This is a genomic window from Citrobacter portucalensis (assembly GCF_023374935.1).
Taxonomy (GTDB): domain Bacteria; phylum Pseudomonadota; class Gammaproteobacteria; order Enterobacterales; family Enterobacteriaceae; genus Citrobacter; species Citrobacter portucalensis.
Genome location: NZ_CP092466.1, coordinates 2,305,227 through 2,324,320, shown reverse-complemented (window position 1 = coordinate 2,324,320; position 19,094 = coordinate 2,305,227). Strand labels below are relative to the sequence as shown.

Below are 19,094 nucleotides of genomic sequence, written 5' to 3'. Positions count from 1 at the left end.
AACGCCCACAAAATGTTAACGTTAACTTTTGTGATTAACATCGATATTACCATCAAATCTGCGAGAAAACTGAGAATGTTAACGTTATCTTTTGATCAATTCACTTACAGGGACAAGCAAATGACGTCACTACTTTCCAAAGCCAACGAAGCCTTAAGCCAGCAGAAAGACCTTGTAAACCCGCGCTGGTATCCACGCTATCACCTGGCGCCACCAGCGGGTTGGATGAACGATCCCAACGGTCTGTCCTGGTTCGATGGTTACTACCATGCGTTCTATCAGCACTATCCGTGGCAGCCGGTCTGGGGACCAATGCACTGGGGCCATGCGCGCAGCCGCGATATGGTGAACTGGGAGCACTTACCCATCGCACTCGCACCAGAAGGGGCGGAAGATAAAGACGGCTGTTTTTCCGGTTCAGCGGTAGTTGAAGACAATAAGCTGGCTCTGATCTACACCGGACATAAGTTTGACGGCGAGGCGAAAGAGGAAAACCTGTATCAGGTACAGTGCCTGGCCACCAGCACCGACGGGATTCACTTTGAACGCCAGGGCATGATTCTGGATACCCCGCGAGGTGTACACCATTTTCGCGATCCGAAAGTCTGGCAAGAGGGAGACAACTGGTACATGGTGGTGGGCGCCCGGGTCGATGACGTGGGCGAAGTGCAGCTCTATCGCTCGCAAGATCTACAGCACTGGCAGTTTGCCAGCACGCTCGGCAGGGCCGATGACGGCATGGGCTACATGTGGGAGTGCCCAGACCTCTTCCCACTCAACGATAAGCTCGTCTTCATGTTCTCGCCGCAGGGCATCGCCGCAGACGGATACGATTACCGTAACCTGTTCCAGAGCGGCTATATGGTCGGCGAATGGCAGGATAATCTCCATTTTCACGTCACCCACGCCTTCCAGGAGATGGATCACGGGCATGATTTTTACGCCCCCCAGTCATTTACCACCCCTGATGGGCGCCGCATCGTGATTGGCTGGCTGTCGATGTGGGAATCGCCAATGCCAGAACAAGCCGACGGCTGGGCGGGCATGCTTACCCTCCCCCGCGAGGTGACGCTCGATACCGATCAGCGGCTGCGTATGAACCCGGTGAAAGAGCTGGAATTATTACGCGGTGAGCTTCATGTCTGGCCGGTCAGCGAACTACACAATCGCACCCTGATGGTAGAGGAGCAGGCGCACGCTATTGAAGTCGAACTGAGTCTCGATATCGCCCGCAGCAGTGCTGAAGAATATGGTATCGCGCTGGGTGATGGACTACGGGTCTACGTCGATGCTCAGGCACAGCGTCTGGTGCTGGATCGCCGCTACCCGCAGCATAGTCTCTCTGGTTATCGCAGCGTGCCGCTGCCAGTTGGTGACCGGCTGGTTCTGCGCTTATTTATCGACAGCTCCTCGGTAGAGGTATTTGTCAATCACGGTGAATATACCCTTAGCAGTCGTATTTATCCTGAACCGGACGATCGCCAACTGACCTTATTCAGCCTGAACGGACACGCCATTTTTAATCAAGGGCATGCCTGGCCGCTCAGCGCCAAATAAACACCCGTCTTACTGCTTTGGGGAAAAATAATGACTATCTGGACGCTCGGAGACGCTGTGGTGGATTTATTGCCGCGCGACAATATGCAGTTTGAAGCCTGCTCGGGAGGCGCTCCCTTCAATGTGGCAATCGGCGTGGCTCGCCTTGGCCGCGCCAGCGGTTTTATCGGTCGTGTGGGCAATGACACTTTTGGTCGATTTCTGCATCAGACGCTGGAAACAGCGCAGGTGGATACAGGAAGTCTGGAGTTTGATGCACATCAGCACACCAGTACCGTACTGGTTTCACTGGCTCCCAACGGCGAGCGGCAGTTTGAGTTTTTGGTCAATCCGTCTGCCGATCAATTTCTCAGCCCGGCGAGACTACCCGACTTTGGCGCCGATATTCTGCACTTCTGTTCGCTGGCGCTGGTTGCCCCTGACTGCCGCGCCACCCTCGCCCAGGCTATGGCCGCATTGAGACAGAGCGGTGGTACTCTGAGCTTTGACATCAATCTGCGTCCGCAGATGTGGAGCAACGAGATGCAGATGTTTGACCTTGTCAACGAGTTTGCCCGGCGGAGCGACATTCTGAAGATGTCGGAAGAAGAGCTGCTGTGGCTAACACAGACCAACTGTCTCAGTAGCGCCTGCGAACGTCTGGTTGATTTTCCTGCACGCCTGAAAATCGTCACCCGCGGTGCCGATGGTGCTATCGCTTTCTGGCAAAACAGCAGGCTAACTTTAAGCGGCTATAACGTCGAAAGTATCGATACCACTGGCGCCGGTGATGCCTTTATGGCCGGGCTGCTGGCGGCACTCGCCGAGGAAGGCTGGCCCACATCGACGTCAACGCTACTTCCACTTATCGAGCAGGCCAGCGCTTGTGGTGCTCTGGCGACCACCCGGCGTGGCGCGCTAAGCGCGTTTCCCGACAGCCAACACCTGAGCAGCTTTATTCAGTCACAACCGTCGCTACGGAGAACGATTACCCCGTAATAAAGCGCACTCGTTACGTCGTATCAGAAAGACCTTACAATGACCTGATCTGGATTGGAAAAATCATGAAGATAAATATGCCGTTCAGTAATGACAAATATCGATACTCATCCGGGTATCTGCTCTTTTTCTTTGCCGCCTGGTCGTTGTGGTGGTCTTTTTATGCGATATGGCTAAAAAATAAACTTGGCCTGTCCGGAACGGAGCTGGGAATGCTGTATGCCGTAAACCAGTTCTTTAGCATGCTGTTTATGCTGATCTACGGTTTTCTGCAGGATAAGCTCGGCACCCGTAAACACCTTATCTGGCTGATGGGGATAGTCATCACGCTCAGCGGCCCGTTCCTGATTTATGTTTACGAACCGCTGCTGACCTCCAACTTCAAGCTTGGTATGGCGCTGGGAGCCATTTTCTTTGGCCTTGGCTACCTCGCGGGTTGTGGTCTGGTAGAAAGCTTCGTCGAAAAAGTGAGCCGCAAATTCAACTTTGAATTTGGCACCGCCCGCTTGTGGGGATCGCTTGGCTACGCCGCAGGGACTTTTGTTGGCGGTATCTTTTTCAGCATCAACCCACACATTAACTTCTGGTGCGTATCGGTAATGGGGGTGTTATTCCTGTTGATTAACGTGTTGTTCAAAACCAACTCACCCGCCCCATCTTCTGTAAAAACGCGCTCTCCTGAACCTGACGCGCTGACCCGAAATGATTTTCTCACTATCTTCAAAAATACGCAGTTCTGGTTTTTCGTTATCTTTGTCGTCGGCACCTGGTCGTTCTATAGCATCTACGATCAGCAGATGTTCCCTGTGTTTTACGCCAGCTTATTTGACGATCCCGAACTGGCACCACGCGTATACGGCTACCTCAACTCGGTACAGGTCTTTATGGAAGCCGTCGGTATGGCGCTGGTTCCATTCCTGATTAACCGCATCGGGCCTAAATCCGCATTGCTGCTGGGTGGCACAATCATGACCTGTCGAATCCTGGGTTCAGCACTGTTCACCGATATCTATATTATCTCCTTGATTAAAATGCTTCATGCGCTGGAAGTTCCACTGTTTGTTATTTCAGTGTTTAAATTCAGCGTAGCGAATTTTGACAAACGCCTGTCATCAACGATATATCTCATTGGCTTCAATATCGCCAGTTCCATTGGCATTATCGTGCTGTCACTGCCTGTCGGTAAGTTGTTTGATAAAGTGGGCTATCAGGAAATCTTCCTGATTATGGCCAGCATTGTGGTAATAACGCTAATATTTGGCTATTTCTCGTTGAGCAAAAAGCATCATCAGCAGAAGATGGGAAATGAACTGGTGACAGAGTAGCGAAGTTTAAAATATATCGGACAGGGCCATTGGCCCTGTCGTATCCCCCAACAGTAAGTACGAACTGTCGATTTACTCAGGCATGTTCCAGCCAGTTGCGGAATATTTTCGCTCGCAGTATTCCCTGAAAATCAATCAGCCCAGAACAACCAAGTTTCTTGATCAGATTCTGCCTAGCCTGGTAAATCGTTTTTAAATGTAGATTTAACAAAGCTGATATCTCAAAAATAGTTCGCCCCTCCCCTAACTGCGTTAAAATATATTTATCTCGCGCAGTCAGAGAAATATTTAGTTCCGACTGATTGTCGTGTATACCGCCAGAACGAGTAATATCAATAATAAATTGTTTGAATGTGGCAACGCTAACATCTATTGGCAGTCTGTAAAGTGATAAGTCATTGAGATATCTGTACAGATGACCATCAATCAGCAGTACCAGACGATGCGTTTTCAGATCGTAATTTTGCCTTTTTACCGCCTCAAAGTGATTGGCAGTGAAAAAAACCAGATGCGTCTTATCATCTTCGAAAACAATATCTGCAAGAATATTCTTTAGCCCTTGCCTGATAAAAATATCATCAATCCATAAATCTGCGTTTCCAGTGTGTTCCTGAACGATGTTCATCATTATGGCCTCAATGAAAAATCACAATTGTTCTAGAGAGGGTGCTATGTATAGTCTTAATCAAAAAAATGCTCAGCATGAGTGCTTTCAGCATATAACAAAGGTACTGTACATATTATATTAATATGAAGACTTTTTAGACGTCGTCAGCTGTGTAGCGCAGCACTATTTCTAGGGTTTTTCTGATAACATCTGCCTGGACAACGTCAACTGTTGATTCCAGAGAACTAATCAGGCTTAAAATGATGTTTTTATTATTAACATTATCACCTGCCAGAATTACATTGGTTACCGCCTGACCCAATACCACAGACTCATCTGCTAATAGCTCACCTGCATTATGGAAGTAACTTGATAAAGCTTTATCCGTCATTACACTGTGGACATTAATTTCATGAAGCATGGTAACCTCGCTTGTATAGTCTGGAAGATTATCTTTAATGTAATTTAGGGTTTTTGCTGGCACTGAAAGCACTCTCATCTCTGGTTTTATCCGGTTTTCTACTTATCTTCCCCGGATTAATGTTTGTAAAATCATTGATAACGCTGTCAATTAATTGCTTGCGTGTGCCATCTATTTCACTGGCCTGCATAAGTCGCAATTGCTTAATCACTGCAGCTAACGAAACGTCTGTATGCATTCGCAAAATTTCTAGCACAGCCAAACCTGTAATTTCATGTTTCAGGCGTTCACTATCAGTTTTCTTCATAACTCCTTCACTACTTACCCCTATAAGTAAGGGGTTTATTTTATTCAAAAAGCAGGCCAATTAACGCATTGTAATGTTTCTGTTCTTTCTCCCCGGATGTTTTTTCAAGACGACACAGAAGCTTGGTGCAAAGTGATTTGCGGTTCAGATTTCGTCCATCTTTGAGTATCTCAGTGACGATTTCTCCCAATGTTTCCTGTTGAGTTGCCAGATGCGCCTTCGCAAAGTAACGAGAAATCGCGCTTGCAGTATCAGTGCGAACGGTATGCTGCTGCATGTCATGCTCCTGTAACAAAATGCTGGTGAATATTAAGTTTTATAACAGTAGCAAAGTTGTACCAAAAATGTGTACAACACGAACCATCAATTTTTATCAAAAAGTGCTAAATCAATACAATCAGCAAGTTAGATGAATACCAAACTACATAAAATCAAATTCAGTTGTACAATCCACTTCGTTTAACGAATGAATTCGATCTGTTTGAGGGTCTTTGTTTGTAAAAATAAAGTTAGAATAATGTATTAAAATCAGGACATAAGCTGGTTTGTTTGATACTGTCCATATCTCTTCCCTTCCCTTGATCCCGGATTGTCCATGCTCACGACCATTATTTACCGTAGCCATCTACGTGATGACGCCCCCCTCAGAGCGCTTGAGGATATGGTGACAGCCGCAAATCTAAAAAACCGGCGATCCGATGTTACGGGGATTTTACTCTTTAATGGCCGCCACTTTTTCCAACTGCTTGAAGGACCTGAGGAGCAGGTAAAAGAGATTTATCGTTGTATATGTAACGATCCACGGCACCACAATATCGTTGAGCTGATGTGCGATTACGCGCCTGCGAGAAGATTCGGAAAGGTGGGAATGGAGTTATTTGATTTACAAAAACATGAACGCAATGACGTCCTGCAAGCGGTACTTAACAAGGGAACATCAAAATTTCAGCTCACCTATGATGACCGGGCATTACAGTTTTTCCGCACATTTGTCCTTGCGACGGAAAAATCGAGTTATTTTGAAATACCTGCGCCTGATTACTGGAGTTTTATTGCCGACAACTCTTGTACTCTCCTGGATGAAAGCACACTCCCGTCCAATATCGATTTCAGCTTTGCTTTTCAACCCATTATCGATCCTATGTCGCAGCGCGTCATTGCTCTGGAAGCACTTATTCGTGGTAGAGACGGTGAAACGCCCGCAACTTATTTTGGCAACTTAAATCCTGAAGAACTGTATACCGCGGATCTGCAGAGCAAAAAGACTGCTTTTGCAATGGCAAGCGCGCTGGGACTTAACGACAAAATGCTGTCAGTCAATCTGCTCCCCATGACCCTGGTAAACAAACCCGATGCAGTCAGCTTTCTGATAAACGAAATCGCGGCGCACGGACTGGTGCCTGAACAAATCATTGTAGAGTTTACCGAAAGCGAAGTTATATCGCGCTTTGATACGTTCGCGCAGGCCGTAAAGTCACTCAAGGCTGCGGGGATCTGTGTGGCGATAGATCATTTTGGGGCAGGTTTTGCCGGGCTTCAGCTTCTGTCTCGTTTTCAACCCGACCGAATTAAGATAAGCCGCGAGCTGATCACGGATGTGCATAAAAGTGGACCAAGACAGGCCATCATTCAGGCAATTATCAAATGTTGCACTTCACTGGAAATCATGATTTCCGCAGTCGGCGTTGAAAAACCTGAAGAGTGGATGTGGCTTGAGTCCGCAGGTATTGAAATCTTCCAGGGTAACCTTTTTGCACAAGCCTGCCTGAATGGTATTCCGTCTGTTGCATGGCCAGAGAAAAATGATTTCTCAGCGTCAAAATAACTAACGCATTGTTATAAATAAACAATCACCACAACCGCCCTCATGCTGAACATAAAAATTCAGCATTTAATCCCTGCGTGATAGTAAAGTAAATCTTAATTTTGCTAGAATCCTCTGTATGTTTTGTACAATTTGATGCATGTTGTACAAAGTAACAGGAACCGCATATCGGTGACGGAGAATCAGGGGTGCCCGGGGGAACTATGGCTTATTACAGCATTGGGGATGTCGCAGAACGTTGCGGGATAAATCCTGTCACCCTTCGGGCATGGCAACGACGTTACGGTTTACTCAAACCTCAACGCAGTGAAGGCGGCCACCGACTCTTTGATGAAGAAGATATTCAGCGTATTGAAGAAATAAAACGTTGGATTAGCAATGGCATACCTGTTGGGAAAGTTAAGGCATTGCTGGAAACCAGTACCCGTCAAGCTGACGACGACTGGAATCAATTACAAGAAGAGATGATGAGCATTCTTCGCATGGCGCATCCACCGAAGCTGCGAGCTAAAATTACCGCACTCGGTCGCGTTCACCCCGTAGATGCGCTGATCGATCACGTTTATCTTCCCGTACGTCAACGGCTGATACTTGACCATAATACATCCCGCATAATGAACAGCATGCTTGATGGCGCATTGATTGAATATGTTGCCACACTGCTGTCTGAAACGCGGCGCAAGTCAGGAAAGGATGCCCTCCTGATGGCCTGGGATGTTGAAGACAGAACCCGTCTGTGGCTCGAAGCCTGGCGCTTATCGCAATCTGGTTGGCATATTGCCGTTCTGGCTGAACCCATTGAATCGCCAAGACCTGAACTTTTCCCTGGGCAAACCCTTTTTGTCTGGACAGGTATTACGCCAACCCGCAGACAAAATGAACTGCTCCAACACTGGAATGAACAAGGTTATAAGGTCATTTTCCACAGCCCGTAACCTACACGTAATACGTGTAAGATAAATCATACAACTCTCATTTTTTGGGTGGTTATTTTGAGTACCATCCAAGGAATATGTTGCCCTCGATCCTCCTGACTTAACCCCGGCCATAGCATAAAAACAAAACAATATACTAACCCATTGGTATTATTTTTTTGCAGACGACATCACCTTTTTCCTAAGTAAAATTTATTAGAACAACTGGCGTACGTCTAATACTTATTCTAGGGTTAAATTATGTCTTCTTGTGCCACATTATTGTTTTTCTAAAGTAATAAATGTGGTTATTTGAAAAAGGTAAAGGATATGGCTCTAGTCTTAGACAAACGCTTAATTCTTTGTTGCTGCGCCTTTTCCATTATTTCTGTGGCAAATGCAGCAACCGTTAACGGAACATTTCAGGTGCTGATGACGATTCAAAAGGCCTGTACCGTGACTGCCGGTTCGGCTTCAAATATTACACTTGGTCCGGTGAATACCACGGCGACAAATACCAGTGCAAGCAACACTATTTCAATTAATTGCTCAAAAACCACGCCCTATTTTATCGGCCTGGCACCGTCGGCTGCCAATGGAGGGACGACAACGGGTTCTGGCGCCATGTCCTCCGTAGCTAACGCTGCCACCAATACCGATAAAGTGCCCTATCAGCTAAATCGTACGTCAGCAACAGGTCCGGTGTGGGGGAATACCGCCACCGACACCGCACCTGGAAATGGGGTAGCGGCGACGGGTACAGGTCTGGCGCAAACGTATACTGTTTATGCCACCGCACCGAGCGCCAACTTCACTCCTGACGACTATGCCGACACAGTAACGGTTAACGTTAACTACTAACTTCAGGAAGCCATATGAGAGTAAAACTGCCTGTAAAGCAGTGTGCCTGCGCATGCCTGCTAGGGATGGTTGCGAGCATCAATCTTGCCACCGCCAGCGGACTGCAAATAGCCCCGGTCACGTTAACGTTGCAAGCGACGCAAAATGCCGATGGTATCTGGCTGAGTAACGCGGGTGAAAATGTGCTCAATGCCCAGGTTCGGGTTTTTCGCTGGAGTCAAAGCGCTTATGACGACAAACTTTCTCCCTCTCAGGGGCTGGTGATTAGCCCGCCGATGTTAGCATTAGCCCCTGGAGAACGTCAGTTGATTCGTGTTATTCGCACAAACCCTCCCTCGGCACATGCCGAAGACGCTTATCGTTTATCGATAGATGAGTTACCGCCTGCAAAAGTAGAAAAAAACAAGCTTCAGTTTGTGCTGCATTATTCTGTTCCCGTTTTCATTCAACCAACATCAGCGGCACAAACGCAGGCAAAACTGCAATGGAAATTACAGCAACTGGATGGCAAAAAATTTATTGAAGTCAGTAATCAGGGAAATGGGCATGCTCAGTTATCTGCTGCAACATTTATAAGCCCTGACGGTACTAAAAAAGTCATTACACCCGGACTATTAGGCTACGTTTTACCCGGATCAACAATGCGCTGGATAGTCTCCCCGTCAGCCAGGAATAATCATTACGGCGGGAAAGTTGAAGTCACAATCAATGGCCAAAAAACAGTACAAGATCTGTAACAGATCCTGGCTTCTGGTGAAATATTGCTTTCTCAATGGAGTATTAATATCGGGAATGGTTTGCGCACAAACGCTGAATAATAACCAGAACGAAAATGGTGTTATTAATAGCGCCTCACAGATTACGGGAGTCGATTTGTATCTCGACGTCACCTTAAATGGGAATCCCGTTGGGCTGGTACATTTTGGCTACGATAATGGAAAGCTTTATGCAGGAGCAGATACTCTGCGTAAAATGGGCTTTCGCTTTGCTCCAGACGTCACTAACGCCGTCTGCCTGAACGATATCCCCCAGCTAACCATTGACTACAACGTTCAGTTGCAAACGCTCTCGCTTACTGCGCCACTCAGTTCACTCGATCTTGCAACCACGCAGCTTAACTCGCCCACCGAAACCGCGCCAACGGCAACAACATCACGCGGGGCGCTGCTCAATTATGATATCTATACGCAACAGGGGGATGAAAGCGCAATCAATACCTTCAGCGAAATTCGCGCCTTCAATGCGACCGGCGTGCTCAGCACCACTCAGTTGACGCAGTACTCTACCGAGGAATATGCCGATAACAGCGTTGAGCGCCTCGACACCAGCTGGCGTACGTCATTTCCTGATTCGATGTTGGCGTTAACCGTTGGCGATACCCTGACTAGTTCACTCATCTGGTCCCGACCGACGCGAATCGGCGGCATTCAGATAGGCACCGATTTTGGGTTACAGCCCTATATGTCAACCACCCCGCTTCCAGCATATCTGGGATCCGCGACGTTACCGTCAAACGTTGAGCTGTACGTCGACGGCGCCAGGTACTACAACGGAGAAGTCCCCGCAGGTAGCTTTCAGATCAACACAATGCCTAACATCAGCGGCGCGGGAACGGGTCAGGTGATGATGACAGATGCGTTGGGCAGAACGAGCGTACAAAATTTCTCGTTCTACAACGATCAGCAACTCCTGCGGGAAGGATTAACCGCCTGGTCGGCAGAATTAGGCACGGTACGCGAAAATTATGGTTACTCCTCTTTTGATTATGCCAGCGCACCGGTATTGAGCGCTACGTGGCGTCGCGGGTTTAGCAATACGTTCACCGCCGGGACTCACGCGGAAACCAGCGATGGACTGATTAACGCGGGCTTCAGTAACGACTGGATCCCAGGAACCCGCAGCGGCACGTTTTCGACCTCACTTGCCGCAAGTACCGACTCAGGAAAGAACGGGTTTTTGTACAGTTTTGGTTACCGTTGGTCCGGCGAACGGTTTAATTTCAGTACCAGTACCACGGCAACTTCCGGCGATTATCGCGATGTCGCCACCCATTACGGTGAGCCGCCCCCCACGCTTAACAGCAACACGGTTATTGGTTATTCGCTGGAAGCAGCTGGAAATGTCAGCCTGAGCTATTTGCAGTTTCGATATCCACACGAAAATGCGGTGCGCTACGCCAATGCCAGCTGGTTTAAATCTCTCACCGACAACATCTCACTGAATGCCGGATTCAACCAGAACATTGACGACAACCGCGATCGTAGCCTCTATCTGATGGTAACCATCACGACCGACAACAATCTGAGCGCCAGCAGCACCCTACAACGTACCAACGACGAAACCGGTTACCAGCTCAACGCCAGCCTGACGCCCCCTGCCGACGGCGGCTGGGGTTGGAATCTGGCTGCCAGTCAGCAGGCTTCCCGGCAAAGTGGCCAGGGCGAAGTGGGATATCTGGGACGTTATGGTAAAGCGTACGCGGGATTCAGCCGTTTACCGGATAACCATTACGGTTATGCAGGCGCAACCGGATCGCTGGTGACTATGGGAGGCGGCCTGTTTGCAGCAAGAGAAATCAATAATGGTTTTGCCGTCGTCTCAACTGACGGCGTGCCTGATGTTCCGGTCAAATTGCAAAATAACCTGATCGGTCGCAGCGATGACCAGGGACTACTGCTGGTCACACCGCTCAACAGTTATCAAAAAAACCTGATCAGTATTGACCCGATGGATCTCCCTGCCAATATGCGGATCGCACGCGTTGAGACGAATGCCACGCCAGCCGATCGTTCCGGTACTTTGGTTAGCTTTGGCATCACCCCCGTCCGCGCTGCGCAGATTATCCTCGTCGACAATCAGGGTAAGCCAATTCCTGAAGGTAGCATGGCTTACGCCATCAACGAAAAAGGACAATCGTCTGTCGTTGGCTTTGATGGAATGACATGGTTCGACACCCTTAAGCAGCACAACACGCTGCGCGTTGATACGGACACCGGTAGTTGTCGCGTGCAATTTGACTATCCCGCGTCAGCAAAGGGGATTGTGCAAATAGGCCCACTGGTTTGTCGCCCACACTAACAGGAGTGCGCTCATGAGGTTAAGACATCTGCTACTCATCGCTGCCGTACTTTTTTGTCCGGCAATTAGCCATGCGGTAACCTGTTCGGTGAGCAATGTGCAAGCCATAAATTTAGGTTCGGTCAATCCACTGTCTGCGACAGGCGCTACGTCATCAATGACGTTCAGTTACACTTGCGCCAAAGAGCTTGGTGACACGTTGGCTGGGATCAATCTCTGTTTTAATATTGGCGCCTCGGCCGTCAGTGGCCAGGTGACACCGCGAAATATGTCATTAAGCGGAAACCCCGCCAGAACGCTGGCATACCAGCTTTACCAGGATAGCGGGCGCACCAAAGTCTGGGGCAGCCAGTATCAGTCGGGAACCACTTTTCCCATGGTACAGCTTAACCTGCTGAATTTGACGCCAGTGACAGGTTCACTCACGGTATCGGCGCAGATCGTCACGCCACAAACTTCAGCCGTCCCCGGAAACTATCAGGATAGCTATACGACGGCAACAGCCCTTGTCACCCTCAATCCCGGATTACTTTTCCCGCCGACCACCTGTGGTGATACCGTTGCCGCCAGGTTTCCTTTCACCGTCACAGCTGCTGTCAGCAAACAGTGTAATATCACCTCCGCGACTAACATCAGCTTTGCTCCCACCAGCGGAACGGGTCGTAATCTCACGGCGTCAAATAACGTAGGCGTAGCCTGTTCCAATAACACGCCTTATACCATCGGACTTCAACCCTCCAACGGCAATACGGCAGGCAGCGGCGTGATGGCAGGCACGGGGTCAAATACGGATAAAGTCCCCTACCAGCTTAGTTCGACACCAGGTCCTTCCGGTATGGTGTGGGGCAATACATCGCTCAATACCGTTGCTGGCAGCGGCACGGGGACAACGACTACCTACCCGGTTTACGCCACCGTTCCCAGCGCGAACTACACGCCAGACAACTATGCCGATACTGTCACCATCGCCGTGACCTACTGACGCCCAGCTTAACAGCAATAAAGCAAACACATTTTATTATCATATTGTTTACTTTTAGAGGTGCGTCATAAATCTGACAAATTGCGATTTTTACAAGTTATGCATATTAAACTAAATAAACTGCAAAACAACTGCGATGACAGCAAGAATAAAGAATAACTATTCACCACCAAGCCAAAACCCACACTACTCATACCGATAATCCGTGTTAGCCAGGCAGGCTGTTCTATGAAAAAAATGTTAAATTTAGGTTTATATGGTGAGATTCACTGTATACCACGGCCAAATTAAGAACATATTACTTTTATAACTAAGGTTTATCATGGATAAGTTATCTTACGCTTCAGATAGCAGCACATCTGCCTGGAATACCTACCTGCAACAAATCGAGCGTGTGGCCCCTTACCTGGGCGAACTTTCCCATTGGGTGGACACCCTGCGCCACCCAAAACGCGCGCTGATTGTCGATATCCCGGTGCAGATGGATGACGGCACTATCCGTCATTTTGAAGGGTATCGCGTGCAACATAACCTTTCCCGCGGTCCGGGCAAAGGCGGTGTACGTTATCATCCTGATGTTGATCTTAATGAAGTGATGGCCCTGTCTGCATGGATGACCATCAAATGCGCAGCGTTGAATCTGCCTTACGGCGGAGCCAAAGGCGGTGTGCGCGTCGATCCGTTCTCACTTTCTGAAGGTGAACTGGAGCGTTTAACCCGCCGTTATACCAGCGAAATCGGCATTATCATTGGGCCGCAGAAAGACATTCCTGCGCCGGATGTAGGTACTAACGGAAAAGTCATGGCCTGGATGATGGATACCTACTCCATGAACCACGGCACCACCGTGACCAGTGTGGTCACCGGTAAACCTATTCACCTTGGCGGCTCGTTAGGCCGAGATAAAGCCACCGGTCGCGGCGTTTTCGTCAGCGGTCTGGAAGTCGCGCGTCGTGCGAACATTGAAGTTGAAGGCGCTCGCGTGGCGGTACAAGGTTTCGGTAACGTCGGCAGCGAAGCCGCCCGCCTGTTCGCCGCAGCGGGTGCGCGTGTCGTCGCTATTCAGGATCACACCGCAACGCTGTTTAACTCCACGGGTATCGACATGACCGCGCTGTCTGCCTGGCAGTTAGAGCACAAACAGATTGCCGGTTTCCCTGGCGCTGAAACCATCGCCAGCGAAGCCTTCTGGAGCGTGGAGATGGATATCCTGATCCCTGCCGCGCTGGAAGGACAGATTACCCGTCAGCGTGCAGAAATGCTGACCTGCAAACTGGTACTTGAGGGCGCTAACGGCCCGACTTACCCGGATGCCGATGATATGCTGGCAAGCCGCGGTATCATCGTGGTACCTGACGTCGTATGTAATGCAGGCGGCGTAACCGTCAGCTACTTCGAATGGGTCCAGGACATGGCAAGCTTCTTCTGGAGTGAAGAAGAGATCAACAATCGCATGGACAAAATCATGACTGATGCGATGGTGCACGTATGGGAAAAAGCAGCTGAGAAATCCTGCTCCCTGCGTACCGCAGCCTACATTGTTGCCTGCGAACGCATTCTGCTGGCACGTAAAGATCGCGGAATTTATCCGGGCTAATACGACGGCAGATACGCCAACGTTTTTGACCGACGATAAACGCCAGTCGTGAGTTACGCCAATAATGCTGCATTATTTGTGGCATTATTGGCGTGTAGTAGCCTGATTCATCTGCCCCGCTTTCTGCGTTTTACTTACCCAAGATCTGCGCATTTTGTTAGCCAATAAACATTAAATTCCATCGCTGCAACCATAATTTGCGTTAAGAACCCATAGCAACGCATTATTGGTTGCAATGTCTACTACCAATATTACGCCCCCCATATATATTGACGAACTGATTAAAAATCCCGAATAATTGTCGAATTATGGCATTCTGGCTGCAGGGAAAGTTGCCTGACACAGTGCGATTAGATCGGGCCGGGAAAACTCAGCGAATAACCACGTGAGAATATAATGGTCGATCATTCATCTGCTTCTGAGCACAACGATTTTACTCGTTGCCTGTCTCTTTTCGACAGCGCATTTCCACAAATCTTATCCCTGCTGGGTATGCCAGCCCCCACGCAACTTTCGCCTGATACGTTTTATTATTCACTTGATAAAGCCCGAGAGAGATTGGGCAACTGGAGCAGTGTAGCGGCCCGGTTTAACTATAATGAGCAGGAAATGGCGAGCTTTCTTGCGGCATTACGCACCTTGAACAAATGGCTCGGCAGAAATACAGATGGCCAGCCTGCCGACAGAAATCTGACCATTGCCGCGTTGCGTTTTTTGTGGCAGCTCGAATATTTGCGAGAAAAACAGCCTCAATTAACTTATTCAACGACGCTGCATAACGAAGGCGAAGAAAAGCAGTTACGTAGTTTGCAGCAGGTACGAGCATTAGAGCTGACCATTCGTAGTTTAATTAATGAAGCGTACAATAACCAACAAGCCCTACTTGAGCACCTAAACAAACTATTTGGTCAGGAACGTGTAAAAAAATGGCTCAACGTTGCCGATCGTGATGACGTATTGAGCGGTACCCTTTTCAGTGAACTCGCCTCACTATTTATTGATAAAGACGAATATCCCATCCACTACTCTCCACTTTATCAATATACCCCCTTGCTCAGCTTTGTTAACGATAAACGTAGAACACTGAATACCTTTCTTGACGATATTCGCGTAATTCGCAACCGTCTGGCGCATCATAAGCGGGTAACCTCCGTCCAAACAACATTGGTGAATTACTATTACCAAGAAATTACTGAGCCGGTACAGGAGGCCTTCGACGAAGGCCGGGTAAAAGTTAACCCTGATCGCTTTTTTGATGACAGCAATGCTGAGGTTGCTCACTATTTCGAACAGACAGCCCAAAAAATTGAAGATCTCGGCGGTGACGTTCAGGAAATAAAGGATGATCTGGTGGCTCAGGCTCAGGATATTGGAAAAATCAAAATTGATACGCGCATCATTCGCAATCGAGTAGCCTGGGTGCTGGGCGGTATCGTCGTCATTATTGTTGGCTCAGTACTGACTTTCGGAACCTCAACCAAGACGCTGGTGAATACGGAGTCCATCCGTAGCGATCTCGGGGAAGTGGGTAAAACGGTTGCTGGGGCGAAAAAAGAAACCAGTAACGATCCGCGTAAAGAACTGGCGAATATCGGCATTGCCTGGGATGAAAAAAATCTTCGCGCCGCTATCGATCGCGGTGATACCCAGGTTGTCAATCTGTTTCTTGCCGGAGGCATGCGCTGGAAACTGTATTATGCCGAAGCCGCATTACAGGAAGATCGCCAGGAAACGTTGAATGCCCTATTACAATCAGCGTCGTTGATGGATGAAAAAAACGGCTGCCTCAGAATGGCCGGTAAATTACGTCAGCAAGCGGACCACAATGGCACGCTGACCCCCATACAGATTCGTTATTTAAAAACATTCTGTTCTTCTGCCAAGGATGTTCAGGGTATTAAAGCGGAACTGGACAGAGCGCTTAATTTTGAGAAAGCCCAGAAGAAAGCTTACGATGAAGAAATGGCCAAAAATGAACCTGCAGGTCGCTGTGAGCGCCGTCTGATGGCCGATAATGCGCGTGAGTTACTGGCTGACGCGGCGCAATTTTCACTGCAAAGACCGACCACTTATTCACTCCATGATGTGTTATTGAAAGAACTGAATACGCGTCTGATGTTCGGCACACTCAACGAGGCAGAGTTAAAAAGCCTGGTTAAGAACTACTGCGTAAAACAAGAAAACCATGAACCCAATATTGCGATTGGCGATAACTGGAGTCGCTCACAACGGGTCATTTATAACGTAGTCAAATAATGAGCGATCCAACAACACATTCATCGAAAGAGAATTATATGTTCGCATTCAATAATGCATGGCCGCTGTTTACTTTCGAGTTCAATCCGTCGCAGCGTGATGCACCGGCAGGCAGCCTACTGATCGGATTGGGCGACGGCAATGATACGGAAAGCCAAAAGGGTGTCGCGCTCAATAACAAAGGATACCGTGCAGGTCACTACAATTCGGTGAGTGAACTGGTGGCAAATGCCGACGATCGTCAATGGTCTATATGGCGCAGTAAACTCTCAAGTGTCCAGGGAATACAACGAATCGTTATCGAAGATTTCTCTCTGGATACCTGTTTTACGCTGTTGCTGTTTTTGAACCATCTCGATGCCGCTGGTTCGCTGTCGCTATCAACACATCCGTGGCTGGAATACGTCACCGCATGGGAAAGCGGTATTTATCTGGACGGTGATGATACAACTCGTTCTGCCGCTTGCTTGTTATCCGCACTCGCGCATAGCAGCCTGTGCGAGCAATCCATGGATGATACTGTCGTTGTTCGCCACAACATGCTGGCCTGCCTTCGCCTGTTGAGCGATATGATGATAGCCAACCCAGACCCCACCGCAGGCATTATGCCCATGCACACGCAATGTTATGCAAGTGCGGTCGCAAGTCTGGCGTATGAGCAACAGATTTACCAACACGTTATCAAGCGTTCGGTTACCTGCCAACTCCTGCTGGATCTCGGCACAGGCCAGCGGCAAACGGTGGTTGATGCACTGTTTATTACCGAAACGCTCCCCTCTGGTATGTTGAAAATTCTCGCGCGGTGCGATAAAGAACGCAGTTGGACGCACAATGGATTTGGGTTGCTGGCCATTTATCGACCGCGAGAAGTGGGTACGGGAAATGATATCGTTATTTCGCTCAACCCGATTCAGGGGACACGCCTTGATGCCCTGTGGTCCGCTCTGGAACAACGTGAAGATGTGGCCTGGCAAGGACTACGCCCGCACGATACTCCGCGTTTTCTCGAAAGCTATCGCCTGGCCGGAAGCGATAAATTGATCCCAGGCGCACCGAACCAACCCTGGTACGACGATCAAGGCAGAATGACGCTAATTGCGGCACCGAAGCAGCTTGCACCCGGAGAGCCCGGCTCGAAACTGACCTGGCAAAAAGACGTTTTGCCCGCAATCTGGGAAAATTATTTTACCCGTTATCTTGATAACGCCATTGTGCCAATAGCTTTACCCGAACTTGATTGCCGCACAAAAGGTAAATGCATTCGTGTCTATCAGCATCGCATCCCGGAGGGTGGTGATATTACGATCGTCCCGCTGATGCGAATGATCGATACCCCCACCTTTCATGCCTGGCTGGCAGCACAGAGCGATAGCACGCGCGTCGTTAGGAGTCCTGCGGATCTCCCCCCCACCAGCGAGTACCACTGCCAATGGTACAGCAATATTCTGGTTGTCGCTCACCGTCATGGCGTCACAATCTTCTGTCGCGAAGAAGAGGATAAACATCTGGCGATACTGATTAAAGCTGCCATTTCTGTAGCGGATGTAAGCCATGAGTATGAAAATTTTCTGGCGAACTCTGCCCAACAGATTGAACAGTGGCTCAAGGATCTGCTCGAGTCGCAGCAAAAACACAACCGAAAGGGAAAAATTCGTCGTCTATCTGACTGGTCCGAAATGATGCTGGAAACCAAAGCCCAGGCGCTAAAAGCCATGAATAAAGGTGCTTTAGTCGGCAACGATGCCCTACATAACCAGCTGAGTGAAGATCTCTCTCGGCAGTGGGGATTGTCTGAGCAACGTCAGGAGCTCATGACGCAGATAGAGCAATTGGATCAGCTCATGCGCCAGGCTATTAGTCAGCGTCAGGAAAAACGCCAACGTATTTACGGCGCACTGTTTTCTGCTTTAGCACTCGGCGCGGCGGCTAACCATATTTGGGAACCGATTAAAGAGATAAAAACAACAAACCTTTATGAATGGCAACTCATGCTATTCAAAGAGCAGCCAGCCCCAGCAATGGACAAGTTACAGGCGATTGCTGCAGATGCCGCGCGATATGAAGTCTATACCCTGGCTATTCTGCTAATTTTTGGTTTTATTGGTTTTATCTTGTTCTGGTTTTTCGATTTTAATGGCAAAGAAGAGTAAGGAATAACGTTTTACTCATGATGCCGTCAGCATAAACTTTGCCGCATCTCTCACTTCCGCTGTTTTATGCACCACCGCGTTTCAATATGGAACATTAAAAGATGCTAATGTTCCGTATTGAAACACCAATCACATCAATTTTCTTTTGACTACCCGTGTGCAAAATTACCTTATCGGCAGCGAGCGGTCGCCGTGACGTTGAACCAACCGATACCCTACATCAGATGCCTGCCCGA

Annotated in this window: 16 protein-coding genes; 12 read left to right on the top strand and 4 right to left on the bottom strand. The window is 48.7% G+C overall.

All coding sequences use genetic code 11. The features are described from left to right. The first annotated feature begins 120 nt into the window (after positions 1-120). The 3 genes from LY264_RS11350 to LY264_RS11340 all read left to right on the top strand — a co-directional run bounded on the left by LY264_RS11350 (position 121) and on the right by LY264_RS11340 (position 3,860). Positions 121-1,557, top strand: a complete 1,437-nt coding sequence (locus tag LY264_RS11350; RefSeq protein ID WP_048224076.1) for a glycoside hydrolase family 32 protein — start codon at positions 121-123, stop codon at positions 1,555-1,557. 30 nt (positions 1,558-1,587) lie between these two features. Then, positions 1,588-2,535, top strand: a complete 948-nt coding sequence (locus tag LY264_RS11345) for an aminoimidazole riboside kinase (RefSeq protein WP_048224079.1) — start codon at positions 1,588-1,590, stop codon at positions 2,533-2,535. A 65-nt stretch (positions 2,536-2,600) separates the two neighbouring features. Next, a complete protein-coding gene (locus LY264_RS11340; protein WP_048224082.1) occupies positions 2,601-3,860 on the top strand; it encodes an MFS transporter in 1,260 nt (419 codons plus the stop codon). A gap of 76 nt (positions 3,861-3,936) precedes the next feature. Here the strand turns inward: LY264_RS11340 and LY264_RS11335 are convergent, their stop codons facing one another. From LY264_RS11335 to ycgZ, 4 genes are all read right to left on the bottom strand, one after another. Continuing rightward, positions 3,937-4,488, bottom strand: a complete 552-nt coding sequence (locus tag LY264_RS11335) for a LuxR C-terminal-related transcriptional regulator (protein ID WP_048224085.1) — start codon at positions 4,486-4,488, stop codon at positions 3,937-3,939. Positions 4,489-4,621: 133 nt separating this feature from the next. Then, positions 4,622-4,888, bottom strand: a complete 267-nt coding sequence (locus LY264_RS11330) for a biofilm development regulator YmgB/AriR family protein (protein ID WP_008784990.1) — start codon at positions 4,886-4,888, stop codon at positions 4,622-4,624. A gap of 34 nt (positions 4,889-4,922) precedes the next feature. Beyond that, entirely contained in the window at positions 4,923-5,195 is a 273-nt protein-coding gene (locus LY264_RS11325; RefSeq protein ID WP_008784991.1) for a hypothetical protein, read from the bottom strand. A 40-nt stretch (positions 5,196-5,235) separates the two neighbouring features. Beyond that, positions 5,236-5,472 (bottom strand): regulatory protein YcgZ, encoded by a 237-nt coding sequence (gene ycgZ, locus LY264_RS11320; protein WP_071692416.1) that lies wholly within the window; start codon positions 5,470-5,472, stop codon positions 5,236-5,238. Between the two features lie 318 nt (positions 5,473-5,790). Between ycgZ and LY264_RS11315 the strand changes: the two genes are divergently transcribed. The 9 genes from LY264_RS11315 (at position 5,791) to LY264_RS11275 (ending at position 18,858) form a co-directional block, all read left to right on the top strand. Further along, positions 5,791-7,020 carry a diguanylate phosphodiesterase gene (locus LY264_RS11315; protein WP_048224091.1) on the top strand — a complete coding sequence of 410 codons (1,230 nt, stop codon included), beginning with the start codon at positions 5,791-5,793 and terminating at the stop codon, positions 7,018-7,020. A 203-nt stretch (positions 7,021-7,223) separates the two neighbouring features. Beyond that, on the top strand, positions 7,224-7,955 hold the full coding sequence (locus tag LY264_RS11310; protein ID WP_008784993.1) for a MerR family transcriptional regulator: 732 nt from the start codon (positions 7,224-7,226) through the stop codon (positions 7,953-7,955). A 309-nt stretch (positions 7,956-8,264) separates the two neighbouring features. Then, entirely contained in the window at positions 8,265-8,795 is a 531-nt protein-coding gene (locus tag LY264_RS11305) for a Csu type fimbrial protein (RefSeq protein WP_003833507.1), read from the top strand. A gap of 14 nt (positions 8,796-8,809) precedes the next feature. After that, entirely contained in the window at positions 8,810-9,532 is a 723-nt protein-coding gene (locus tag LY264_RS11300) for a fimbrial biogenesis chaperone (protein WP_048224094.1), read from the top strand. A 55-nt stretch (positions 9,533-9,587) separates the two neighbouring features. Further along, on the top strand, positions 9,588-11,873 hold the full coding sequence (locus LY264_RS11295; protein ID WP_048224096.1) for a fimbria/pilus outer membrane usher protein: 2,286 nt from the start codon (positions 9,588-9,590) through the stop codon (positions 11,871-11,873). A 13-nt stretch (positions 11,874-11,886) separates the two neighbouring features. After that, positions 11,887-12,855 (top strand): Csu type fimbrial protein, encoded by a 969-nt coding sequence (locus LY264_RS11290; protein ID WP_048224098.1) that lies wholly within the window; start codon positions 11,887-11,889, stop codon positions 12,853-12,855. Positions 12,856-13,177: 322 nt separating this feature from the next. Then, positions 13,178-14,452, top strand: coding sequence for a Glu/Leu/Phe/Val family dehydrogenase (locus tag LY264_RS11285; RefSeq protein WP_020996616.1), 1,275 nt, complete (start codon positions 13,178-13,180; stop codon positions 14,450-14,452). A gap of 396 nt (positions 14,453-14,848) precedes the next feature. Next, positions 14,849-16,708: an STY4199 family HEPN domain-containing protein gene (locus LY264_RS11280; protein WP_131820868.1), complete on the top strand. Its 1,860-nt coding sequence runs from the start codon at positions 14,849-14,851 to the stop codon at positions 16,706-16,708. A gap of 38 nt (positions 16,709-16,746) precedes the next feature. Beyond that, a complete protein-coding gene (locus tag LY264_RS11275; RefSeq protein ID WP_048224104.1) occupies positions 16,747-18,858 on the top strand; it encodes a hypothetical protein in 2,112 nt (703 codons plus the stop codon). Positions 18,859-19,094 lie beyond the last annotated feature (236 nt).